We start from the raw sequence: 24012 nt of genomic DNA on the forward strand, positions 1-24012 counted from the left end.
CCTCCTAAAGTAGCGGGCGGTCCGCCGCACGGGCAGGCCACTTGGCAAGAGGTTCGGATTGACCGCGCATGGTTGCGATCAGGCGCGTGAAGCTGTTGATGGATGTGTAAAGACCAAAGAAATGGTTCAGCACGCTCGCAAACACAAAGGCGGCGGAGCGGTCGATCATCGCCGGATCAAACTCCAGAGTGATGTCTGTTCCCGGGACCATGGCCGAACCGATCCTGGCGTGGGAATTGCTGGCTTCCACCGACGTGATCGCTTCTACCAGTTGACGTGTTTCCGGCGTATCGCGGAAGGCGTAGAGCGACAGGATGTCCTTGAGCGGTGCGCCACCATTGTCAAAGAGCGAGAGATGGTTGAGCAACAGGTGGGAGACCAGCCTCCATTCTCGTGCGGATCGTTCGGTCATTCGCACGGCCGGCGTCGGCGGCAACAGGGCATGGATGGACTCGATCGCCTCGTTTCCAGCCGATAGCTGAAGGAAGGGGTGCCCTCCACCAAAAGGAAGCTGGCTGGGAAGCTCGCGGTTGATACACAGCGTTTCCACGCTGGCGACAACATCGAGCGGCCCCAATGGCCCACGCTGCTGGTCAACGAAGGCTATATCCGTGTCGGATGAACCATCGTCATCGTCGAAACGCCGGTAGGATTGCCAGAACACATTGGACCCATTGCTTCTCTGGGTTCGGCCAAAGAATGGCGACGTCGTTTCGATATGACCGGAGCGGTTTGTCAGATGGACACCTTCGACCCCGTAGATCTCTCGTGTTCGCTGGCGCCGTGCATCCGGTAGCAGCCGGTACTCCGTTCGGGTGCCGTCCAGATTGATCGGCTCACAGGATTGCTGGAAAAGGTTGATGACGGGCGATGCGTTGAGCACGAAGTCCTTTGCCGAGACCATCCGCTCAAGGCGCGCATCAGCTGCGTCAAGATAAATATAAAGTTCGCAGTCACCGCCTGTCCACTGGTTCATGCCGTCAATGTCGAGAAACAGAAACTTGTGCGGAAGCGCAAAAAACTCAGTCAGCAGCCGGTAACCGTCGAAGCTGTTTGCAGGGTAGGGCAGCATGGCCTGGTCGCGCGCAAAGCCCGATGTTTTCAGGTTCTTTGCGGGAAGAAACACGGCGTTCTTGTCTTCGGAATGCTGGGCAAGTGCCACTCCGACACAATGGTTCGCCAGCAACTCGTAAAGGGCTGTTGCCTGCTGCCATGCCGACGATATGAAAATCTGCAGCGAACTCAGCCCCATCTCCCGGAATGTCGTGGGACGTGGCGCTGTGGTGCGCAGAGAGAGCTTCAGGCAGCTGGCGGCACCCGCACTGCTTGCCGAAAACGGCGCGTCGATGGGCTGGCTAACGAGCGATGCGCCAGAGATTTCCAGCGGAACGATGTCGGTGTCCTGTGCGGTCCGGAACCGGCAGCTCTCCCCGCCAATCGGTTCAGCCAGAATTTCGCTATGACGCTCCAGCCTCTGAACGGTCGTAAGAGCGGCGCTTGGCTTGAAATGCACGACGCTCATCGAGGGCAGGGGCGCCAGATAATGGGGATAGAGCGTCTCGAGCAGGCTGTCCGAGAGTTCGGGAAATTCATCATCGAGCTTCAGACGCACGCGAGCAGCGGAGTATGCAAAGCTCTGGATCAAACGTTCGACATGCGGGTCATCGGCAACGTCACCGGTCATCCGCAGCCGTCCGGCGATCTTTGGGAACGCCTTGGCAAAGCGGGACGCACGCTTTCTCAGCGCAAACAGTTCGTCGTTGTATTTTTCCAGAAAGCCGTCAGGCATTTCCCGCCTCCACCAGAAAGCGTTGGGTAGAAGGGTCTATCTTGGATTCAAAACTGATCGGCGGCATGCCCTCATGCAGGCGGAACGTTGCCTGAATGCGCATTCTCAGCGCCCGGTCACCGTCCACCCTGTTGCGCAAAATGGTGACCCGAACATCTGAAAGCCGTGTTTCAAACATGCTGATGCGACGCTCGATCGTCTGCGCGAGCTTTGCCTTGGAAGCATCGGTGACGAGGTTCGCGGAGAGTATGCCATCGACACCGTAGCTCACCAGCGCGTCTGGCAGTTCTTTGAGATCGGCAGACGGCCCCGCAGGATTGCGCCGCGTGTTCAGCAGGGCTTCCAGATCGCGGCGAATAACCTCCCGCATTTCACGAACCTGATCAGCGAGGCTGGCGGGTGGATCATTTTCCGCATCCGGTGCATCATCCAGCAGTCGGTCGAAAACCGACCGAGACAACGTCCGCTGCTTGGGTCTGTATTGCTCGAGCGGATCAACCACGCGCAGTCTGCCTTTCTTGCGTTTCAGCAGTAGAGGACAGAGTGGATATTTCGTGGAATGGCACGAGATCATCACCGATCAACAGGCAACGTTGGCCTTCTCCGGTGACGAGCGGACCGGCATCGTTCCAGATTGTTTCGCGACCCAGCAACATTGTCGGGCTACCAGTTTCGCTGTGGTACAGCGACGGCACCAAGACCGACGCCATGGCGCCGTCACGCAGAGATAACTCTGCCTGGCGGAAGGCGATGTCGCGCGGGCGCTTCATCGGCTCTATCGTCAGCGACTCGATCCTGGCGTAATCGATCCAAAGATAGCGACCTCCGTCCGTCAACACTTCGAGGGCGTGTGGAATACGGTCATCGAGGTCGCGAATATCTCCAGCGGGTTTGCCGTTGCAGACAATGGAGAGCTCGCCGCGCTGTGCCTCGAGTTCCGCGAGCGCGCCCGTGGCCGCTTCCGCGTCGCCTGCGCGCGCCGCAATATTTGCCTTGATCGCAAGCTGATCGAGTTCGGAAGGACCGTTTGCAAAATCGGGGACGGCACCGTCCACGAACCAGGCATTACGTGCTGCCATAGCACGCAAATGGTGGCGGATGATGGAAAAGCCGACAGCATCCTGTGGGGCAAATGTGGCGGCAAGGTTGCACTGCGCATCCGCTTTTTCGAACTCGCCGGCTAGGATGAGCAGGTCGACGTAAAGATTGCGGCCTTCCTTATCAGACGGCTTTACCTTCACATGTTCTTTTGCGGCGCCAATGGCCTCCTGGAGCTGATCGCCGTCGAGCAGGCGGGAGATGTCTTCGCGCAGTGTCATGCGGTAATCCTTTGCGGTTCGGGGGCTGCCCCGCTGCGGACAATGGGAGTTGTCGTTTCGGCAATAAGGTGAAAGCTGGTCGAGACGTCATCCAGCTGAAAGTGGGGCTGGAGACGAACGGTACACGAGAAGCTGCCCGGTTTTCCCGGAATTTCGAAGACCTCTATGCCCGCGGAACGCAGGGGATAGCGTGCTCTCAGAGTGGCCTCGGCGTCGTCATTGCCGAGCGTATAGGACGCCAGCCATGTTTCCAGCTTGCGTTCAATCGTGCGCGCATCGCTCAGTGCACCAATGTCGTCACGCATGATAACCTTGAGGTAGTGCGAAAAGCGGGAAGCGCAGAGTACATATTGCAGCATCGCAGCCAGTCTGGCGTTTTGTCGTGCGCTCTCGCCGGAATAATGGCCCGGAGCATGAAGCGACTGATTTGCGTTGAAAATTGCCATGCTGGACAAATAGGTCGTAGAGACCGGCACGATGCCAAGGTCGGAGAACTGTTGTTCCTGGCCAGTGGTGAGTTGTGCCTCGACGGGCGGCTGTGCTGAAAGTCCGTCGCTTTCAAGGCCCAAGTCGAGTGGGGGTAACTGCGCGGGCGACAGCATGCCGCCATCCACAGCATCCTGCGTTACGCCACGAATATCGGCAAACCAGCCGCTCTCGTTGAAATTCCTGACGACGACGGCCCCAAAGGCAAAGGCGGCATTTCCCCACAGCAATGTTTCCCCGTCCTCCGACACGTGTTCACGGAAGGGGAAAGGATCTTCGCGCCTGCGCGAATATGGTTTGTGTGGTGAGCGTAAAAGGATGCGGGGGGCGACAAGACCAACAAACCGGCTGTCATCACGCGCACGCAGCGCATTCCATCGCAGCCGCGACTTTTCCTGCTTCAACCATGAAAAGTCGTGAACGCGGTTCAGTTCGGAAAAATCCTCAAGGCCGACCGTCATGGGGGACGCTGCCGCGACGAATGGGCAAAACGCGGCCGCAGCAACCATGCCGATCTGTGAAAGAGCGGTTATGGAATCAATGCCCTCCAAGTCATCAGGCGAAAACGTGTAGTCGCCAATCAACAGACCGACAGGCTCGCCGCCCGGCATTCCGAATTCGCGGCTATAGATAATCTCGAAAAGGTGGCTTTGGTCAAAATCCGTCGCCCGCTCCATGCTGCGGGCCAGTTCACGCCAACTTGCGTTCAGCAACTTGATCTTGACGTCGGGGCCTCGGCTTGCCTCGCGCACCACCATGGCAAGCCCTCGCCATCTCGCTTCCATCGCCTGAAAATCAGGATGGTGCAAAATGGCGTTGACCTGCGCGTTCAACGCCTCGTCTATGAGTGCGATGAGCAGGTCGGCCTGACTGCGGGTGTCCGAAACGGACCGTGGCTTCATGGATGGGCTCCAGGCGCAAATGCGAGAAGAGGGGCACTGCTGCCCCTTTTCATCTTCAGTTCTTGGTTGGAATACGGGCGACCATACGCAGCGACGTCGTCAGCTCTTCCATCTGCAACCATGGACGCATCCAGGCAACGGCGTTGTATGCGCCAGGCTTGCCAGGAATTTCCTGAACGGTGACCTTGGCGTCGCGAAGAGGATATTTCGCCCTGGACTCCTCGCCTGCCTCGTCGTTGGCGTTGACATAGTTGGAAATCCAGCGATTGAGCCAGACTTCGCAATCCGATGCCTCCATGAACGAGCCAATCTTATCGCGGCCCATGACCTTCAGGTAATGGGCAAACCGGGACGTCGCCATCATGTAGGGCAGGCGGGCGGACACTGCTGCGTTTGCTGTCGCTTCCGGCCGGTCGTACAGCTTGGGCTTGTGGGCCGTCTGCGCGCCGAAGAAGACGGCGTAATCTGTGTTCTTGTAGTGGCACAGTGGGAGAAAGCCGAGCTTGCCGAGTTCCGCATCGCGACGGTCAGTGATTCCGACCTCAGTCGGGCACTTTAAATCCAGATCACCATCGTCACTGGAGAAGACATGCATTGGGAGATTTTCGACCTTGCCGCCGTTTTCGGCACCACGGATCGCCGTGCACCAGCCATTTTTGGCGAAGGCGTCCGTCAGCTTCGTCCCCATAACGTATGCCGCATTCATCCAGCAATATTCGTCATGATCGAGATCGTTGTTCACGGAACCCTTGGTCTCATCATAGGCAAATTCGTCGATCGGATTGGTCTTCGGGCCATACGGCATCCGTGCGAGAACGCGGGGCAGGGCGAGCGTGACGAAGCGGGAATCGTCGCTCTCGCGGAAGCTGCGCCATTTTGCGTATTCGACAGTGTCGAAAATCTTCTCAAGGTCGCGTGGGCGCGCCAGATCGCGGTAGTCGTCAAAGCCGAACATGCGGGGGCTTGCAGCGGAAATGAATGGCGCAAAGGCAGCCGCCGCGATCGAAGAGACGCCCTGCAACAACTGAACGTCTTCGAACGAGTTATCGAACTCGTAGTCGCCGATAATGGCGCCCATGGGTTCACCGCCGGGAGTGCCGAATTCGTCTTCATAAATCGATTTGAACAGGCGGGATTGATCGAACTCGACGGCCTTTTCAAGATCGCGGCTGACTTCACGCTTGGTGGCGTTCAGAACGCGGATCTTGAGGTTGACGCTCGTCTCGGAGTTCTTGACCAGATAGTTCAGTCCGCGCCACGTGCCCTCCAGTTTCGTGAACTCAGGCGCCTGCATGACGGCGGCGAGCTGAACGGAAATCGCCCGATCAAGGTCGGCAATCGCCTGATTAAGGGTAACTGTGAGGTTGCGGTCATATTTGACGGTACCCTTGAGGGCTTGATCCGTCAGCGTGCGCAGAAGATTTTGAGCACGGTCGGGTTCGGTCTGGCGTGTTGCGGCAACCACCTTGGCCAGAAGGCCATTTTCTTCGGTCGTCGTTGCCTGTGCGTCATTTTTCAGCAGGCTATCAGCGCTCATGTCTCAATCCTTCCAAATGCGGCTTTCTTGTCTGCCGCTAGAACCGGGGAAGCCCCGTTGCCGGGGCGTCTCAACGAAGCAATGCTAATGCAGCGAAGCTATTTGCCTTCGCCGTTCTTCTCTTTCAGCTCAGATACAAGCGTTCCCAGATCAGTCTTGTTCTGCAGAATATCTTCCAGCAATCGCTCCAGGTCTTCCGAACGGTCCGCTTTGGAAAGCAGGTCGCGCAGTTCGTTGCGCGCATCGAGAAGGGCCTTGAGTGCCGGAACTTGCTCCACCACCGCGCCGGGCAGGAAATCGTCCATGCTTTCGAATTTGAGGTTGATCTGCAAATCCGTTCCGTCATCCTGGAGCGTGTTGGGAACGCTCATGTTCAGACCAGGCGTCATGCGTCGCATGACTTCATCGAAATTGTCCCGGTCGATCTGGACGAACTTGCGTTCACCAAAAGGTTTCAATGGCTGGGTGGGGTTGCCGGAGAAATCACCAAGCACGCCAACGACAAATGGCAGTTCCTTGACCACCATGGCGCCTTCGGTTTCCACTTCGTATTTGATGTGAACGCGAGGTTTGCGAACACGCTCCAGCTTCTCATGTACACTTGGCATTGGAACCTCCTTGACGCTTTAAAAGCATTGCTGACTTTGGGGAGCACGCCCCCGTGATTTCACTATTTCCCGGCATCTTCGCCACCCGGCTTTATGCCCGCTGCCGTCAATACCGCATTGCGCACTTGCGCCTCGGGCAACAGCTCGGCAAGTAGCTCTGAAAAATCCATGCGCCCCCTGCGGACCAATGTTTCGATAGCCAACGAAATCGGAGAATGCGGTTCCGTTCGGCGAAAGTAACGCGCAACTGCGAGAAGAGTTTCAAATGCGTCGTCACGTGAAGCGATTTCTTCCGGGTTCGAAGTTAAGTTTTTCTGAACTTCTGGCTGCGCAGGCGCATTTTCCTCATCCGTTATGCGTGTATTCTGTGGAGGCGGCGGTGGTGCGCCATCTTTTCCACCCAGGGCGCGGATTGCGGCAGCTGTTTCGATGAGGATATTTCTGATGTTGGAACTCGCGGGTGCGTTGGGCCCACACCGTTCCGATAGAATTGCGCTGATCGCGTCAAACATTTCGAGGCAGGCGTTCACGTCGGCCAATTGTGCGGACATCGCTGCGACACCGACTTCGGACGCCGCCTGATACAAATCTTCACGGCGCTTGGTTTCAGCAGGTCTCTGCGCCAACTGAAAGTCCCAGAGTGTCCGTTCTCCGAATTTCCCGCCAGGAATGAGCGAGCTCAGTCTCAAGGGCTGAACAAGCGTTCCTTCGCTTCCCACACCGTTCAATCCGGCAAACGGAGAAAATTTTTCTTCGTCATCATCGTCGCTGATCGACTTGATCGAGTCCCACTGGTTGCACAAAATGTCATGGGTCAAGCGGTAGATTTCGAGTAAGCCGGTGTAGCCCCGCAACCTAAGTTCTGCTTCGGCAAGCCATGCCAATATTTCGATATCACGACTTTCAGAATATATAATCTGCAATCCGAGATTGCTAACCTCTGTCCAGTTATTGGAAACCCTGAGAACTTCCTGTGGGGAAACAGAGCGCTCTTCTGCCCGAGCTTGGTTTCTTTCATCCTTAATTCTATAGTAAAGTTCGCGAGTTCTTTGATTGCCTCGAATATTTTCTCCGCAATCTCCAAGATATTCTATATTGCTTGTGACTTCTTGCGCACTCAATATCAGTCTATCCCTCTTAAAGTATGATGTTTCCGTGACGGTTACTTCCGTTACGTAATGTAAGTCACCAACCAGACTTATGGAAAATAAGGCGAAATTGTGGTGACTTCATTTTAAACTCGTCAAATAAAAAACGCAACTTTTGGCTGGACAAGTGAGTTTCACCCACCTAACTATGCCACGTCACGTTGTGTAATGTCGCAAATCGGAGGCCCGCTGCATGTCGCACATAGATCTCAATCGCCTGATCGAAGCGCTTGAGCCAGACCTGCGGGTGTCGCTGGAGGCTGCCGCATCGGTCGCTGCCCGGCGTAACCATCGGTATGTGGATATTGCCCACTGGTTGTGTGCGGTTGTGGAAAACGACAAGCATGCTGACATTTTGGCTCAACTGAAAATTCCGGTCGATAATCTGCGCGCCGAGATCGATAGAGCTTTGGACGATGCGGCAATCGGCGATGGCGAAGCGCTTTCCCTGTCGCAGAACGTCTTGACGACTGGTCGCGAGGCATGGCTTCTCGCATCATTACAGGACGGTCGCAGCCACGTCGATCTCGTTCATCTCATTCTCGCCCTTGATGAGGAGGCCTCGCTCCGCAGTCTCGTGCGGGCAGCGTTCCCCTCGCTCAAACTGGTGGATCGCGTTGCTTTGCAAGCTTTGCGTGAGGAGCAGGCGTTGCAGCCGGAGAGCGGCTCTAGGAACGAACAGGGTTCGCCTCTGTCGGGGCAGGGCAAAGACCAAAACGATTTTCTTCGGCTTTACACACAGGACATGACTGAAGATGCCCGTCAGGGCAAGGTCGATCCGGTCATCGGACGCGACGAAGAGTTGCGACAGATGATCGATATCCTGACCCGGCGGCGGCAGAACAACCCCATTCTCGTTGGTGAGGCTGGTGTTGGGAAAACGGCAGTTGCGGAAGCATTGGCCCTGGAAATCGTTTCCGGGAACGTACCGGAAAAGCTGAGAGACGTGCGACTTCTCAGTCTCGATCTGTCTCTTTTGCAGGCAGGCGCAGGCGTGAAGGGTGAATTCGAGCGACGTCTCCATGGTGTTATCGACGCGGTGAAGCGTTCGGTTGATCCCATTATTCTCTTCATTGACGAGGCGCATGGGCTTGTCGGTGCGGGCGGTGCCGCAGGGCAGGGAGATGCCGCAAATATTCTTAAGCCTGCGCTGGCCCGCGGTGAGGTCCGGACAGTGGCCGCGACGACCTGGAGCGAATACAAGAAATATTTCGAAAAAGATGCTGCGTTAACGCGCAGGTTCCAGCCAGTTCACATCCGCGAACCTGATGAGACGACAGCCATTCGGATGCTCCGGGGTATCGCAGATACCTTTATCAAGCATCATGGTGTTACGATACGCGACGAGGCGATCGTCGCCGCCGTGCAATTGTCTGCACGCTATATGCCCGCACGACAGCTGCCCGACAAGGCTGTCAGCTTGCTGGATACGGCCGCTGCTGCCGTTTCGCTCGCACGCCAGACGCTTCCGGAAAAGCTTCGTAACATGGAGAGCGAGAAGCGTCTTCTGGCGACCGAGCTTGAGTGGCTGTCGCGCGAAAGCTCTGACGAGGAAATGACCAAGCGGATCGAAGCGATCAAGAGTGAGATCGAAAGTCTCGAAGCATCGATAGACGATGTGCGCACGCGATACGATGCAGAAATTCTCGATCTTTCACAAGCGGACGATGCCTCGACCTCGACAATCGAGGCATCGAACATCGCACCTTTGAGACCTGTTGCCGCCCGGTCCGATGGACATGACGAAAGACTGGTGCCGTTGGTGGTAGACCGGGAGATGATTGCGGCCGTCGTATCGCGATGGACTGGCATTCCGCTCGGAAAACTCCTGGCAGACCAGATCGAAAGCGCCAAGACGCTCGATGAGCGCATGAAGCAGCGCGTCATCGGGCAGGATTGGGCCATCGATCGCATTGCGGATGCGATGCGTACGGCGAGAGCCGGCCTATCGGATCCTCGCCGTCCACCTGCCGTTTTCATGCTTGTCGGCATGTCTGGCACCGGCAAGACAGAAACCGCTCTCTCCCTCGCCGACTTGCTCTATGGCGGGAACGGTCATCTAACGACAATCAATATGTCCGAGTTCAAGGAGGAACATAAGGTTTCCCTGCTTCTCGGCTCACCGCCAGGCTATGTCGGTTATGGCGAGGGTGGCGTTTTGACGGAAGCGGTGCGTCGTCGTCCGTTTGGCGTTCTGCTGCTGGACGAAATCGATAAGGCGCATCCGGGCGTTCAGGATATTTTCTATCAGGTCTTCGACAAGGGAATGTTGAAAGACGGCGAAGGTCGTGACATCGACTTCAAGAATACGACGATCTTCATGACGGCCAATACCGGATCAGAACTCCTGTCCGCTCTGTCGGCTGATCCCGACACGATGCCAGAGGGTGAGGCCCTTGAGGCACTGTTGATGCCGGAACTGACAAAGCAGTTCAAGCCAGCGTTCCTCGGTCGAACCGTCATCCTGCCTTTCATGCCACTGGGACCTGAGCAACTTTCCCGGATTGTAGACATCCAAATTGATAAAATAGCCGAGCGGGTGCGCTCATCTTATGGAACCGAACTGGAACTTTCGGCAGCGGCGCGTGAAGCGCTCGTCGGACGTGCCGGTTCGAGCGAAATCGGCGCTCGCGCCATCGAAATCATGATTGGCAGAGACCTCCTGCCGCCTTTGTCCAGCTTCTTCCTCGAGAAGGTCATCGCTGGCGACAAGGTGAGGCGTGTGACTGTCGATTTTGATGATACCGGGTTCGGCATCCGTGCCGATGCGGTTGGGAATATGGACGAATTCGCGGCGGCTCCAGCAGCTGCTGCGGATAAAGTTGCCGCGTCGGATGGGGTTTCTCGACGCATGCGGCATTAGACGAAAGGTAACCCGACCTCGAAGCAAGAGGTCTATCAATCAATACAGGAGCTTACAGTATGCCAATTTATCTGCAGTTGGACGGCATTCAGGGTGATGCAACCCATGAGGAACACCGTAAGTGGATGGATATCGAAGCCCTTCACTGGAACGTCGCTCGTAACATGAATACCTCTGCTGGTTCTGCGGCGAACCGCGAAGCCTCCGAGCCGACAATCTCGGAAGTGATCCTCACAAAGGTCAGCGACTCATCCTCCACCAAGCTTTTTGGTGAAGCATGCGCCGGTCGCACCGGCAAGCAGGCGACGATCCACCTCGTCACGACCGGTAACCCCGGCAACACCTATATCGAGTACCTGCTAACCAATACTCTGATTGCCAGCTACTCCGTCGATTCCAGCGGTGACCGTCCTGTTGAGACTATCAAGCTCAACTTCACCAAAATGGAAGTGAAGTACACACCGTTCGACGATCAGAACAACCCGCAGTCGCCAATGATCTCGTCCTACGATCTGGCGACGACAAAGGCTGCCTAATCGCCCTGGCCTCCGGTGCGGGACCTTCTCGCACCGGAGATTGTCAAGCGAGCTGTTCCGTTGCCGTGACGTTTCCGTCTCGCGTTTCGATTGGTCAACAAATGTTCGGCATGTATCCAGCGCTCGTCTTGACAACATTCCTGTCGTGGGTGGGCTTTGCATTGCCATCGGAAGCGGCAGATCGGACCTGGATATACTCCGGTTCCGAGTTGAAGCAGGCAATCGAGGGCAAGCTTTCACCTGAAGTTTCCGACCCGGAACTCCGCCGTTTGGTTTCCGTCGCCAAAAGTAGCGCTTATATCGCAGCCGTAGCAGATTTGACGGCAAACGCGCACTGGTGTGGTGCCGGTGATATTGCACCGCACGAAATCACAGACCGCGTCTACACCTATCTGGTCGATATACCCTCCGAAAAACTTGCCGAACCGGCAGCCGCTTTGGTCGAAGAAGCGCTCGTCATCGCATTTCCGTGTGAACCTAAAAAAAACTGATCGGACATCGTCATGCGCATTGATTTCGATACACTTTATGCAAATTATCCAAGCAGCGAAGTATCGCGCGGCAACTATGTCAGTCAGAAAGACTTGTTCACCGAAATTGGATGGGACGATTTTATCGGTAATCCGAGCTACAATAACACGTGTGCCATTCGTGTCAGCCTTGCGTTCGTCAAATCTGGCATCAACGTCGTGCCTGGTTCCCATAAAATCCTGAAAGGTCCCTTCACAGGGAAGGGCGTTGAAGTCTCGATGAGACGGCTTGCCGATCTGCTCGCCCGAAACAATTACCTTGGCCGTTATGAGCCCTACACGCCTGCCACGGCCCAGAATGGTATTGGCGCCCGCAAAGGCGTTGTCGCTTTCAACAATATTCCCGGATATCGCGGCGGTGGCCACATCGATCTGGTGTTGGGCGGAACTGACGCCACACAGTGCGGCTCAAGTTGCTACTACAATTCCGAAACGATCTGGTTCTGGCCGCTGCAGTCCAACCGAGTTTCCTGATTGGATATTTCGATTGCGACGCGCTTCCGCTTACCATTGAGAGGTTCTCCCAAGGGCAAGTAAAGACGCTTGCGCAGCGTGGCGCTTTGAGACCGCTGGTTTGACTTCGACTGTGCAACCGGAATTGTTGATCAGCGCGTCGGAAACTTCGGTGACTCGGCGCATCTTAACGCAGCATGATGTGGCCACGCATTAGCTCACGTATCGCACACCTGGATTTGACCCCATTGAAACTCGACCCGGATCGGGTCTTCGCCGATCTCCGGCGAGATTGCGTCGCCTCAGACGTTGAATCTCGCGGCCTGGTGCGCCGCTCCCGCCCAAATTCGTTAAAAGCAGGCGGGTCTCATGGGCGGCTTATGTTAGGTCTATAACGCTCCCGTAGAATCTGTCTTCCTCAGCGCTGCTGATGGACGGGTTTGCTGGATATTTGCTTTTAGAGGAGGCCAGACATGACCAAGCGTATCATTTTTACAGGTGGCACAGGCAAGGCCGGACGCCATGCCGTTCCCAAGCTGTTGGAAAAGGGTTATTCCGTTTTGAATGTCGATTTAAAACCCTTGGATTTGCCAGGGGTCAACACGTTGATTGCGGATATCACCGATAGCGGCCAGGTTTTTAATGCGCTGACGACACATTTCGGGTTCGATGGTTTTGAAAAAGGTGAACCTCCTTCCGCACCTGATGCTGTCGTGCATTTTGCGGCTATTCCCCGTGTGTTGATCGAGCCTGACAACAAGACCTTCGAAGCGAACGTGGTCGGCACATACAATGTGATCGAAGCAGCGATGAAGCTGGGTGTTCGCAAGGTCATCATCGCCTCGAGCGAGACGACCTACGGCGTCTGCTTTGCGGAAGGTGAAAAGGATTTTCACGCCTTTCCACTGGATGAGAGTTATGATTCCGATCCCATGGACAGTTATGGCTTGTCGAAGCTTGTCAATGAAAAGACGGCACGGGCTTTTGCCATGCGGTACAAGGCAGATATCTATGCGCTGCGCATCGCCAATGTCATCGAGCCGCATGAATACTCCAACTTTCCAGCCTTTCTCGATGATCCCATGTCGCGAAAACGCAACGCCTGGAGCTACATCGATGCGCGGGATCTTGGCACTCTCGTTCATCTCTGCATCGAAAAAGACGGGCTTGGGTATCAGGTTTTCAACGCCGTCAATGATACGATCACGGCCGATCTGCCAACGGCCGAATTTCTTGCCAAATACTGCCCCAACACCCCGATCCTGCGGGAAATGGGGCCGGACGAGGCGCCACTCTCCAACCGGAAGGCGCGTGAAATCCTGGGCTTCAAGGAAGAGCATCCCTGGAAGCGGTATGTTGCGCGGTAAGGCTTGAGCTCCGTCAACAAACTCTACCGATGGAGAAGCGGGGGGTGGGCCATACCGGCCTGCCTCCTTTTCTTTTTTCAGGATCTGCCCATTTCTTAGCGCTCGCCGTGGCGCACAAGAGGCAATTGCACAGACAGAATGCGTCTTTGCAAAAGACATCTTAGGAGTTTCCGAAAGAGGCTTTACAAATGATATAAAGTGATAACAATAGGAAGTATAAAGCGACCCCTTGGTGAGGGAAATGGCGACTGAAATCAGTCGTGCAGGGAGGTCGCATGTCCTGGAGGTCATCATGGAAACTTCATCGCTCACCGCGCGTCAGATTTACGAGCAGGCCAAGGCAAATCCCACACGTAAACGGTTCGGGTTCGGTCGCAAGCCGATGTTGATCAACATCGATCTGCAATGTGCCTATACTTCTCTTGGCGAATTCGTGTCTGCCTACGAGACTGATCCGAGGCAGCTCGATTACGTCAATACACTGTCGAACCTTGCCCGCGACAAGAAGCTTCCCGTGACCTGGACCTATGTCGCCTACATGGAGTCGGGCGAAGATTGCGGTGTCTGGGGGACCCGAACCAACACGCCGGACTCACTTCAGAACATCAAGGTTGGTTCGCGCAGGGCAGAGTTCGATCCGCGTCTGCAGATTGATCACGTCAAGGACATCATCATCAACAAGCGCATGGCGTCTCCGTTTCACGAGACGAATCTTCAGTCCCTGATGGTCTGGCACCAGTGCGATACCGTGGTTCTGACGGGTGGTTCTACATCTGGCTGCGTCCGCGCCTGCGTCGTCGATTCCATTTCGCGCGGTTATCGGGTTATCGTTCCCGAGGAATGTGTCGCGGACAAGCATGAGAGCCCACACTTCGCCAACCTCTACGACATCGCGGTGAAATACGGCGACGTAATCCCCGTGGCGGATGCCATTGCCTGGTACGAGGCCTACCAGCCGGAGGAGCGTTAAAATGGCTGCCGAGGGAACCGCGATGAAGTCGGATCTGGGGCTTTATGATTACCTGCCTTGGCCGAACCGTCCCAAGATCGTCTGGCCCGGCAACAAGAAGATCGCCGTCTGGATCGCGCCCAACATCGAGTTCTACGAATACAATCCGCCGAACAATCCGACCCGCACGCCGTGGGCGCGACCGAACCCGGATGTCCTGCAATATTCCCACCGCGATTACGGCAACCGGGCCGGTTGGCAGCGGATGATGGCGGCGATGGACAAGGCCGGGTTTCGCGGTTCCGTCTCTTTGAACGTTGCGCTGTGCGACCACCACCCTGAAATCATCAAGGCCTGCGCTGATCGTGGCTGGGAGTTCTTTTCCCACGGTATCTACAACACCCGTTATGTCTATAATCTCGATATCGAGCAGGAACGCGCCGTTATTCGCGATGCTTTCGATACGGTCCGCAAACACACCGGTCAGGAATTGGCCGGGTGGCTCTCGCCCGCGCTCTCCAACAATTTCTGGACGATGGATATTCTGTCGGAAGCCGGTATTCAGTATACCTGCGATATGTTCCACGACGACCAGCCGATGCCGGTCAAGGTCAACACAGGCAAGCTGATCTCGATGCCTTACTCGCTCGAGATGAACGACGTCATCGTCTACAACAGCCAGAAGGTCACATCGCGCCATTACGGCGAAATCATCAAACGGCAGTTCGATCAGCTCTACAAGGAAGGCGACGAAAGCGGCACTGTCATGTGCATTCCGCTACACCCATACCTTGTAGGGCAGCCGCACCGCATCGACGCGTTTGCCGAAGCTATTGAATATATCGCCAGCCATGATGGCGTGTGGCAAACGACAGGCCGCGAGATTGCCGCCGCCTACTATTCCACCGGTGCCTATGACGCCATGAGCGCTGCTATGGCTGCCCAAAAAATCGGGAAAGGTGCGCGCTGATGTCAATGCCTGAAGACTATCTCAACTATCCCGCCCGTCGTTATGGCATGGACCATGACCGCTATGCGTGGAGCAATCTTTTCACTCGCAAGCCGATCGCATGGCCGGATGGCGCGCGTGTTGCGCTCTCCATCGTCACCCATGTCCAGCATTTTCCACTGGATATGCCATCCAAGCCATTCAAGGCGCCAGGTGCCTTGTCCATGCCGTACCCGGACTTTCGATATTATACGAACCGTGACTACGGAAATCGGATCGGCATTTTCCGCATTCTCAAGCTTCTGGCGGAAAAGGAGCTGGAAACCAGCTTTGCCATCAATGGTGTGATTGCAGCGCGGTATCCGGCACTGATCGAAGCCGTCGTAAGAGGCGGGCATGAGATTATCGCCCACGGTCTGGATATGGGCAAGGTCCACCATTCCGGGTTGGGTGAAGACGAAGAAAATGCCATCATCGTCGAGGCCTTGAAACTGCTTCGTGAAGCGAGCGGACAGAAGGTCGAGGGCTGGCTGTCGCCGGGTCGGGCGCAGGGTTTCAATACGCCCGATCTTTTGGCGTGCAACGGTGTCGCTTACAGTCTGGATTGGGCAAACGACGACTTGCCTTATGAGATGCAGACGAAAAACGGTGCACTCCTCGCCGTTCCCATGGCCTACGAGACTGACGACCGTGTGGTTGCCGAGGAGTATTTCCACTCCGAAGCGGAATGGGTGCAGCAGGTCAAGGACCGCTTCGACGTTCTCTATCGTGAAAGCGCGGACTATGGCGGCCGCATCATGAGCCTTCCCCTGCATAGCTGGGTCTCCGGCATGCCTTACCGCATCGAATATCTGCGTGAGGCGCTCGATTACATTCTGTCGCATGACGGCGTGTGGAATGCGCCCGCAGGCGACATTTGCGAAGCGTTCCGTGCTGCGCGCTAAAGCCGAACCTCGAACTGATAACAGGAAGACAAGGTCATGGCGCAAGCAGTCGCACCGCGCACAATGTTGGGCAAGATCTGGGATGAGCATGAGATATTGCGACATCCCGCCGGGCCATCGCTGCTTTATATCGACCGCGATATGATCCATGAAGGCAGTTTTCATGCCTTTGCGGATTTGAAACGGCGTGGCCTGAAGCCACGGCGTCCACAGCAAATCTTCGGTGTCGCCGATCACTATGTCCCGACACGGGGGCGAACATCGCGTGATGCGGCAAGTCCCGCCATTGCCCACATGATCGATACGTTCGATGAAAACATGGAATGGGGCGGTATGCGCCATTTCGGAATAACGAGCCGTGAGCAGGGCATCGTCCACGTCGTGGCACCGGAGCAGGGTATTACGCTTCCCGGCCTCACCATCGTCTGTTCCGACAGCCATACCTCGACCCAGGGCGCGCTGGGCGCAATCGCTTTCGGCATCGGTCAATCCGAAAACGCCCATGTTCTGGCCACCCAGACGCTGTGGCAGTCACGTCCCAAAACCATGCGGATCACGATCGATGGAAAGCTTGGACAGGGCGTCACGGCCAAGGACGTGATGCTGGCGCTGATCGCGAAGATCGGCGCAGCAGGCGCTGGGGGGCATGCCATCGAATTCGCCGGGCAGGTTGTTCGAGACCTTTCCATTGAGGGGCGGTTGACGCTGTGTAACATGTCGATCGAGGCTGCTGCCCGTTTCGGTATGGTTGCTGCAGACGAGACGACTTTCGCTTACGTCAGAGGCCGCAATTTCGCGCCATCGGAGCAGGAATGGGAGGGCGCGGTTGCGCATTGGCGCACGCTCTCCAGCGATCCGGAGGCTTTTTTCGACGCGGAAATGTCGTTGGATGGTGCCGATATTGCGCCGATGGTGACATGGGGCACGAGCCCGGAAGATGCCGTTTCGATCGACGGACGCGTTCCTGACCCATCAAGTTTCGACAGTTCTGACAAGCGCAAGGCCGCAACGAAATCACTTGAATATATGGAGCTCACCCCTGGCACGCCTCTGGACGGCTTGAAACTGGACAAGGTCTTTATCGGTTCCTGCACCAACAGCCGGATCGAGGATTTACGGGCTGCCGCCTCCATACTCAAAGGCCGCAGGGCAATGATACCGGCCATAGTCGTGCCAGGTTCGACGCAGGTAAAAGAGCAGGCAGAAGCTGAGGGCATTGCCCGTACCTTCCGCGACGCGGGTTTCGAATGGCGCGACTCCGGCTGTTCCATGTGCGCGGCGATGAATGGCGATGTGGTTGGCCCCGGTGAACGCTGTGCCTCCACCTCAAATCGTAACTTCGTCGGCCGCCAGGGCCCGGGTGCCCGCACCCATCTGGTTAGTCCCGCAATGGCTGCTGCCGCTGCCATCCGCGGCTGTCTGACCGACGTGCGCGGGATGTGAGGACACGATGATGAAAGCCTTTATTCGTGAAACATCTACGGCAATATCTATACCCGGCGTCAACTGCGACACGGACCAGATCATTCCCGGCCGTTTTCTCAAGGAAGATCGCGCGCAGGGCTATGGGCAGTTCCTGTTTCACGATATCCGGCGCAATGAAAAAGGTGACCTCGATCCGGTCTTTCCACTGAACAAGCCGGGTGCCGATGCCGCGACCATCCTTCTGGTCGAAGATAATTTCGGTTGCGGATCGTCCCGTGAGGGCGCCGTTTACGCTTTGGTCGATCATGGCATCCGGGCGCTCATCGCACCGAGCTTCGGCGATATCTTCTTCAACAATGCCCTGAAAAACGGGCTCGTGCCTGTCCGCCTGGCCGCTGAACACTGCGAGGCGCTCGCGGATCATCTCAACCGTTTTCCGGATGCCGAGGTTACGGTCGATCTGGAGGGCGCACAACTGGTGCTGCCGGGTAATCTCGGCACGCACCCCATCACGATCGATCCCTTCGCGCGTGACTGTATTTTACGCGGTCTGGACGAGATCGAGATGACGTTCACATTCATGGAGCAGATCACCGCCTTCGAAACCGATCGAATGGCGTCACATTCCTGGCTGGGCCGTTGACGGGCGGACCAGCGAGTTTCTTTTGCCGTCTCATAAAAAAACTGGGAGCATAACAATGACATTTGAAATTCACAGACGCAGCCTTCTAAAAGCATCCGGCGCCCTGGCCGTCGGTTTCGCCGCACCGTCCATCCTGCGCGCGCAGACACCGACCATAAAGGTTGGTGTCATCGAACCGCTGACGGGTAACCTTGCCTACAACGGCACGCAAAGTGCAGCCGGCGCAAAGTTCGCAGCCGAAGCCATCAATGCCGCAGGCGGCATCAAGTCCATGGGCGGCGCGAAAATTGAGCTCGTCGTGGTCGATGCGCAGAGCCGCCCGGAAGCCGCAGCTGCTGCTGTCGATACTCTCATTCAGGCCGATGCCTGTGCGTTTACTGGCGCGACCGCCTCTGCGCTTGGGCTTGCCTCTTCACAGGCTGCAGCAAAATACAATCTCGCGCAGGTCTTTTCCATCGGTACAGCGGAAACGGTTGTCCAACGTGGCCTGCCGAATGTCTTCCGCTTTACCCCCGGCGTTAACAAGTGCACCAGCGTCGCGCTCGAAAACCTGAAGCTTCTGAATGAGAGCACGGGCAGTACGGTCAAGACTGCGGCAATCGTCCATGAAGACGGGCCTTTCGGCTCCAACATGGCAAAAATTCTGGCCGAGCAATTGCCAAAGCAGGGCATTGAGGTCGTTGAGACCATTTCCCATCCAACGCCCCAGCGTGACTTCTCCAACATCGCGCTGCGCGTCAAGGCGTCCAAGGCCGATATTCTCATTCCTTCGAACTACATCAACGAATATACGCTGATGGCGCGCGCTCTCAGCCAGCAACGCGTAGAACTGAAGGCGATCTATTCGATCCTTGGCGGTGCGGCGTCGAACATCAAGTTCGTCCGCGAAAACAACAAGGTCGCGCAGTACGTCATGGACTGCAATCACTGGTACGATCCGTCCAAGGACTTGTCCAAGGCGCTCGCCGCCAGCGTTGCCGCTGCCAATCTGGATATGACCTATGACGTCATGGTGTCCTACGCGACGATCCAGGTTATTGCCGACGCGCTGGAGCGTAGCGGTTCCGCCGACCGCCAGAAGATGATCGAGGCTTTGGCTGCATCCACCTTCGATCAGTCGATCATGCCTTACGGCCCGATAAAGTTCGTCAATGGCGACAATGTCAATTCTCGGCCGGTGAACACGCAGATTCGTGGTGAAAAGATCGAACTGGTCTTTCCAAAGGAATATGCCACCGCAGAAGCGGTCTTCCCGATCCCTGCTCAAAACTGACGCGGTCTCGCCCCCATGGTCGTGAATGTCTGTGGGGGCACTCTTCAAACGACAGAGAGGCGAGCCCTTATGTCAAGTCTGATCTTACCTGCCGTGTTGAGCGGCCTGATGATGGGAGCCGTCTATGCGCTGGTGGCGCTGGGCTTGACCCTGATTTATGGCGTGCTCCACATCATCAACTTCGCGCATGGCAGCCTGTTGATGCTGGCGCTCTATGCCGTCTACTTTCTGTATTTCCATTTCGGCATCGATCCGTATCTCGCCATTCCGATCGTTCTTCCGGCCTTCTTCGCGTTGGGTTACGTGCTGCAACGGTTCCTGATCGCGCCAATGAGCAGCGGATCGGAACAGAACGTCCTGCTCATCACGCTTGCGGTGTCGATGATCATCGACAATCTGGCGCTCTACTTCTGGACGTCCAATACGCGCACGGCCGATATCGCCTATGCCTATGATACGGTCGAAGTGCTGGGCGCCTATCTGCCGCTCGGGCGCGTGATTGCTTTTGGTGCCGCGCTCGCCGTCGCGCCGCTGCTTTGGTGCTTCATGGCCTATACCCGCACAGGCTCGGCGATCCGCGCCGTGGCGATTGAAAAGCGCGGTGCCGAACTCGTCGGTATCGATGTCAACCACACCTATGCGGTTTGTTTTGGCATCGGCACGGCCTGCGTGGCACTTGCCGCTTGCCTGCTGTTGCCAACCTTCTACATCACCCCACAGGTTGGCTATACCTTCGTGCTCGTTGCCTTCACCACGGTGGTCTTGGGCGGAATGGGCAGTCTGCTGGGTGCCTTGGTCGCCGGTCTGCTTCTGGGTGTCATCGAGTCCCTCTGCGGTCTCTTCCTTGGCGAAAGCCTCGGTCAGATCGGCATCTTTCTAGCCTTCATTCTCATCCTTCTCTTCAAACCGTCAGGGCTACTCGGGAGGGCAAAGACATGAGACCTCAATCCATCGGGCAAATTGCCCTTATTGCGGCGGCTCTCGCCTATCTCTTCGGGGTCTATTTCGCGTCGTCGCCAGTGTGGATGGGCTTTACCATCAATGCGTTGATTGTCGCCGTCGTTGCCCTGTCATGGAATATCACCGGCGGTTTTGGCGGCATGTCCTCCTTCGGTCACGCAGCACTTTATGGCACTGGTGCCTATGCATCGGCCATCCTTCAGGTGCAATATGGTGTCAATGCGTGGGTTGGCTTCGGCGCGGGCATTCTTGCAGGTGCTATCATGGGTGCCTTCATTGGCGCGCTTGCTTTCCGTTACGGTTTGAGAGGCTCCTACTTCGCGCTCGTTACCTTGGCCTTTGCAGAAGTGCTGCGCATCTGCGCGTCTTCCTTCGATTTCACCGGCGGTGGTAGCGGATTGCAATTGAAGCTGGCACCCGGCGTTGGCAATCTGCAATTCAACGACCGTGTCATTGCTTACACCGCTCTGTTGGTCGTGGTCGCGTTGGTCATGGCGCTGACGGCTCTCATCAAATATTCCCGTTTCGGTGCTTATCTGATCGCCGTTAGGGAAAATGAAGATGCAGCGCGTGCACTCGGCATCGACACCTACAAGATCAAGGTGCAGGCGATGGCGATCTCCGGCGCATTCGGCGGTCTGGCCGGTGTGCTGTATCTCCAACTGTGGCTCTTCATCGACAGCAACGTCGTCTATGGCAGCGCGGTCTCTATCGAAGCTCTGATCGGCCCGATTATCGGCGGTGCGGGCACGATTTGGGGTCCACTTCTCGGCACGCTCGGCCTGCACCTGCTCGGAGAAGGTGCCAAACATCTGCTGCCCAATGCGCCGGGTCTGAACTTCGTGCTCTACGCGATTGTGCTGATCTGCGCGCTGCGCTTCCTGCCGAACGGCCTTGTCGGCCTTGCGGGCAAGCTTGGTGCCTTCAAGAAGAAGGAGGACGACAATGCTTGAGGTCCGAAATCTTTCCAAAAGCTTCGGCGGCTTGAAAGCCGTCACGGATGCTTCGCTCGATGTACCCGAGGGTTCCATCGTCGGACTGCTGGGCCCCAACGGTGCTGGCAAGACAACCTGCTTCACCATGATTGCCGGTTTTACCAAGCCGGACGAAGGCACCGTCCGCTTTCAGGGCAAGGACATCACCGGCGTTGCGCCGCACAGCATCTGCGCACTTGGGATGATCCGCACCTTCCAGATCGTCCAGCCCTTCGCAGGCCTGACGGTTCAGGAAAACATCGCTGTTGGTGCCTATCTTCACCACCATGACCGTCGCGAAGCGATGTCGGTGGCGCGGGATGTGGGAAAACGGCTCGGCATGGGAGCGATGCTTGATCGCCCCGCATCGTCGCTGACGATTGCGGGACGCAAGCGGCTGGAGCTTGCACGTGCGCTGGCAACAGGTGCCAAGCTGCTGCTGCTGGATGAGGTCATGGCGGGGCTGATCCCGTCCGAGATCACCGAGATCGTCGGCATTATCAGAACGATCCGCGACGAAGGGCACACCTTCCTGATGATCGAACATGTCATGCAGGCGGTCATGCAGCTTGCCGAAACGGCTTATGTGCTGAACCAGGGCAAGATGATTGCCCACGGAACGCCGCGTGAACTCGTCAAGGACCCATCCGTGGTGGAAGCCTATCTGGGCCATGGTGCGGCCGCACGTCTGCAGGAGGAAAACCATGCTTGATATCAAGGGTATCCGCGCAGGCTATGGCTCGATGAGCGTGCTGCGAGGCATCGATATGAGCGTCGAAAACGGCGAAATCGTTGCCCTGTTGGGGTCCAACGGCGTTGGCAAGACGACGCTCAACAACGTCATATCGGGCTTCATCAAACCAAGCGCCGGATCGATCTCCTTCAAGGGCGTGACGATAACAGGCAAAAACGCGCGTGACATCGTGGCGCTCGGCATCGCCCATGTGCCGGAGGGCCGAAAGGTTTTTCCCAATCTGTCGGTTGGAGAAAATCTGAAGCTTGGTGCGTTTCGCCGTGCCAGCAAAAACACCAAGCAGAATTTCGAGCGCATCTGCGAAATCTTCCCGAGGCTTCGTGAACGAATAACCCAGCTTGCGGGTACTCTTTCTGGCGGTGAGCAGCAAATGCTGGCGATCGGTCGGGGCATGATGTCGGAGCCGGAACTGCTTATTCTGGACGAGCCCTCGCTCGGTCTGTCGCCCATCATGGTCGAGGAGATGTTTGGTCTGATCACGAAGATCAATGCGGATGGCGTGGCTGTATTGCTGGTGGAGCAGAACGTGATGCAGTCGTTGAGTGTCGCAAAGCGCGCCTATGTCATCGAGCAGGGGCGTTTTGTCATGCAGGGAGAGGCCGCCACACTGCTGGCGGATCCGCAGCTGCGCCAAGCCTATCTCGGAATGTGAGATGCTGCCCCGGATGGAGTAAGCCGGGGCCAATTTACGGAGAAATGGAGAATACAATGTCCCTTACACGTACCCAGCGTCTGCGGCAGCTGCTCGCAGGCGAACGAGCCCTCATGGCGCCCGGTGTGGTCGATGCCATGTATGCCCGCCTCGTAACCGAAGCCGGTTTTGACGCCATGTATATGACGGGCGCTGGCACATCCGCCACGCGTCTCGGCTACCCGGATGTCGGCCTGCTGACCATGACCGAGATGGTCGATAATGCCACGCGTATTGCCGACGCCTCCGACATTCCGCTGATTGCCGATGCTGATAATGGTTTCGGCGGTCCGCTGAACGTCCGCCGTGCCATTCAGCTTTATGAGCGTGGCGGCGTCGCTGCGGTACATCTGGAGGACCAGGTTCTGCCAAAGCGCTGCGGCCATCTGGCGGGTAAGCAGATTGTTCCAGTCGAAGATATGGTGGCGAAGGTGAAGGCCGCCGTGGATGCACGGATCGACCAGAACTTTGTCGTCATCGCCCGCACGGATGCTCTGGCGCTGCATGGTCGAAACGCCGCCTTTGACCGAGCCGAGATGTACCGCGAAGCCGGTGCTGACATCATCTTCATCGAAAGCCCCGGCCCGGATGATTTAGCCCACATCGCCCCGCGCTTTCCCGGCATTCCGCTGCTCTACAATATGGCGACCTCGGGCAAGACGCCGTTTCTGACGCGGTCGGAAATCGAAGCGCTAGGTTTCAAGCTCATCATCTACCCCAACTGGCTGCTGCTTTCCGCCTGCGAAGCCGCGCGCAAGACGCTTCAGGTCTTGAAGACCGAGGAGACCATCGCTTCGGTTGCTCCCAACGTCATGAACTTCCAGGAGTTCTTTGACATGGCGCGGATGCCTGAAATTCAGGAACTGGAAGCCCGCTACGGCACACCCGAAGCAAACCGCACCAGCTATTGAG

Annotated in this window: 23 protein-coding genes; 16 read left to right on the plus strand and 7 right to left on the minus strand. The window is 56.7% G+C overall.

Annotated features, from left to right (window positions below):
* Positions 1–4 precede the first annotated feature (4 nt).
* From tssF to tssA, 7 genes are all read right to left on the minus strand, one after another.
* Complete coding sequence (gene tssF, locus GGQ73_RS01395; RefSeq protein WP_183893369.1) at positions 5–1789, minus strand: type VI secretion system baseplate subunit TssF; 1785 nt, start codon at positions 1787–1789, stop codon at positions 5–7.
* A complete protein-coding gene (gene tssE, locus GGQ73_RS01400; protein ID WP_174155039.1) occupies positions 1782–2291 on the minus strand; it encodes a type VI secretion system baseplate subunit TssE in 510 nt (169 codons plus the stop codon). The genes tssF and tssE overlap by 8 nt, the downstream gene beginning before the upstream one ends.
* Positions 2284–3108 carry a type VI secretion system accessory protein TagJ gene (locus GGQ73_RS01405; RefSeq protein ID WP_183893371.1) on the minus strand — a complete coding sequence of 275 codons (825 nt, stop codon included), beginning with the start codon at positions 3106–3108 and terminating at the stop codon, positions 2284–2286. Before GGQ73_RS01405 ends, tssE begins: the two co-directional genes overlap by 8 nt.
* Entirely contained in the window at positions 3105–4496 is a 1392-nt protein-coding gene (gene tssC / locus GGQ73_RS01410; protein WP_183893373.1) for a type VI secretion system contractile sheath large subunit, read from the minus strand. Before tssC (GGQ73_RS01410) ends, GGQ73_RS01405 begins: the two co-directional genes overlap by 4 nt.
* Before the next feature lie 55 nt (positions 4497–4551).
* Positions 4552–6033 carry a type VI secretion system contractile sheath large subunit gene (gene tssC / locus GGQ73_RS01415; RefSeq protein WP_183893375.1) on the minus strand — a complete coding sequence of 494 codons (1482 nt, stop codon included), beginning with the start codon at positions 6031–6033 and terminating at the stop codon, positions 4552–4554.
* Between the two features lie 98 nt (positions 6034–6131).
* Entirely contained in the window at positions 6132–6641 is a 510-nt protein-coding gene (gene tssB / locus GGQ73_RS01420) for a type VI secretion system contractile sheath small subunit (protein WP_174155032.1), read from the minus strand.
* Positions 6642–6703: 62 nt separating this feature from the next.
* The gene (tssA, locus tag GGQ73_RS01425) at positions 6704–7762 is read right to left on the minus strand and encodes a type VI secretion system protein TssA (protein WP_183893377.1); all 1059 of its coding nucleotides are present in this window, start codon (positions 7760–7762) and stop codon (positions 6704–6706) included.
* A 220-nt stretch (positions 7763–7982) separates the two neighbouring features.
* On the opposite strand from tssA, the gene tssH reads away from it, so the two are divergent.
* The 16 genes from tssH to GGQ73_RS01505 all read left to right on the plus strand — a co-directional run bounded on the left by tssH (position 7983) and on the right by GGQ73_RS01505 (position 24011).
* Positions 7983–10652, plus strand: coding sequence for a type VI secretion system ATPase TssH (tssH, locus tag GGQ73_RS01430; RefSeq protein WP_183893379.1), 2670 nt, complete (start codon positions 7983–7985; stop codon positions 10650–10652).
* Between the two features lie 59 nt (positions 10653–10711).
* Positions 10712–11188 carry an Hcp family type VI secretion system effector gene (locus GGQ73_RS01435; protein ID WP_174155026.1) on the plus strand — a complete coding sequence of 159 codons (477 nt, stop codon included), beginning with the start codon at positions 10712–10714 and terminating at the stop codon, positions 11186–11188.
* Positions 11189–11289: 101 nt separating this feature from the next.
* A complete protein-coding gene (locus GGQ73_RS01440; protein WP_183893381.1) occupies positions 11290–11679 on the plus strand; it encodes a Rap1a/Tai family immunity protein in 390 nt (129 codons plus the stop codon).
* Positions 11680–11691: 12 nt separating this feature from the next.
* The gene (locus GGQ73_RS01445; protein WP_174155024.1) at positions 11692–12192 is read left to right on the plus strand and encodes a type VI secretion system amidase effector protein Tae4; all 501 of its coding nucleotides are present in this window, start codon (positions 11692–11694) and stop codon (positions 12190–12192) included.
* Positions 12193–12644: 452 nt separating this feature from the next.
* Positions 12645–13538 (plus strand): NAD-dependent epimerase/dehydratase family protein, encoded by an 894-nt coding sequence (locus tag GGQ73_RS01450; RefSeq protein ID WP_183893383.1) that lies wholly within the window; start codon positions 12645–12647, stop codon positions 13536–13538.
* A gap of 292 nt (positions 13539–13830) precedes the next feature.
* On the plus strand, positions 13831–14508 hold the full coding sequence (locus tag GGQ73_RS01455) for an isochorismatase family protein (RefSeq protein ID WP_174155392.1): 678 nt from the start codon (positions 13831–13833) through the stop codon (positions 14506–14508).
* Between the two features lies 1 nt (position 14509).
* Positions 14510–15457, plus strand: coding sequence for a polysaccharide deacetylase family protein (locus tag GGQ73_RS01460; protein WP_210290004.1), 948 nt, complete (start codon positions 14510–14512; stop codon positions 15455–15457).
* Entirely contained in the window at positions 15457–16380 is a 924-nt protein-coding gene (locus tag GGQ73_RS01465; protein ID WP_183893385.1) for a polysaccharide deacetylase family protein, read from the plus strand. Before GGQ73_RS01460 ends, GGQ73_RS01465 begins: the two co-directional genes overlap by 1 nt.
* Positions 16381–16416: 36 nt before the next feature.
* Positions 16417–17823 carry a 3-isopropylmalate dehydratase large subunit gene (gene leuC / locus GGQ73_RS01470; protein ID WP_183893387.1) on the plus strand — a complete coding sequence of 469 codons (1407 nt, stop codon included), beginning with the start codon at positions 16417–16419 and terminating at the stop codon, positions 17821–17823.
* Between the two features lie 10 nt (positions 17824–17833).
* Positions 17834–18448, plus strand: coding sequence for a 3-isopropylmalate dehydratase small subunit (gene leuD / locus GGQ73_RS01475; protein WP_183893389.1), 615 nt, complete (start codon positions 17834–17836; stop codon positions 18446–18448).
* Positions 18449–18503: 55 nt separating this feature from the next.
* Positions 18504–19721 (plus strand): ABC transporter substrate-binding protein, encoded by a 1218-nt coding sequence (locus GGQ73_RS01480; protein ID WP_183893391.1) that lies wholly within the window; start codon positions 18504–18506, stop codon positions 19719–19721.
* A gap of 69 nt (positions 19722–19790) precedes the next feature.
* Positions 19791–20660, plus strand: a complete 870-nt coding sequence (locus GGQ73_RS01485; RefSeq protein ID WP_183893393.1) for a branched-chain amino acid ABC transporter permease — start codon at positions 19791–19793, stop codon at positions 20658–20660.
* Entirely contained in the window at positions 20657–21634 is a 978-nt protein-coding gene (locus tag GGQ73_RS01490; RefSeq protein WP_183893395.1) for a branched-chain amino acid ABC transporter permease, read from the plus strand. Before GGQ73_RS01485 ends, GGQ73_RS01490 begins: the two co-directional genes overlap by 4 nt.
* Positions 21627–22367, plus strand: coding sequence for an ABC transporter ATP-binding protein (locus GGQ73_RS01495; RefSeq protein WP_183893397.1), 741 nt, complete (start codon positions 21627–21629; stop codon positions 22365–22367). The genes GGQ73_RS01490 and GGQ73_RS01495 overlap by 8 nt, the downstream gene beginning before the upstream one ends.
* Positions 22360–23061, plus strand: coding sequence for an ABC transporter ATP-binding protein (locus GGQ73_RS01500; protein WP_183893399.1), 702 nt, complete (start codon positions 22360–22362; stop codon positions 23059–23061). The genes GGQ73_RS01495 and GGQ73_RS01500 overlap by 8 nt, the downstream gene beginning before the upstream one ends.
* Before the next feature lie 56 nt (positions 23062–23117).
* Positions 23118–24011 carry an isocitrate lyase/PEP mutase family protein gene (locus tag GGQ73_RS01505; protein ID WP_210290005.1) on the plus strand — a complete coding sequence of 298 codons (894 nt, stop codon included), beginning with the start codon at positions 23118–23120 and terminating at the stop codon, positions 24009–24011.
* The last annotated feature ends 1 nt before the right edge of the window (position 24012 follow it).

It is taken from the genome of Rhizobium skierniewicense, from assembly GCF_014196515.1.
GTDB classification, from domain to species: domain Bacteria; phylum Pseudomonadota; class Alphaproteobacteria; order Rhizobiales; family Rhizobiaceae; genus Agrobacterium; species Agrobacterium skierniewicense.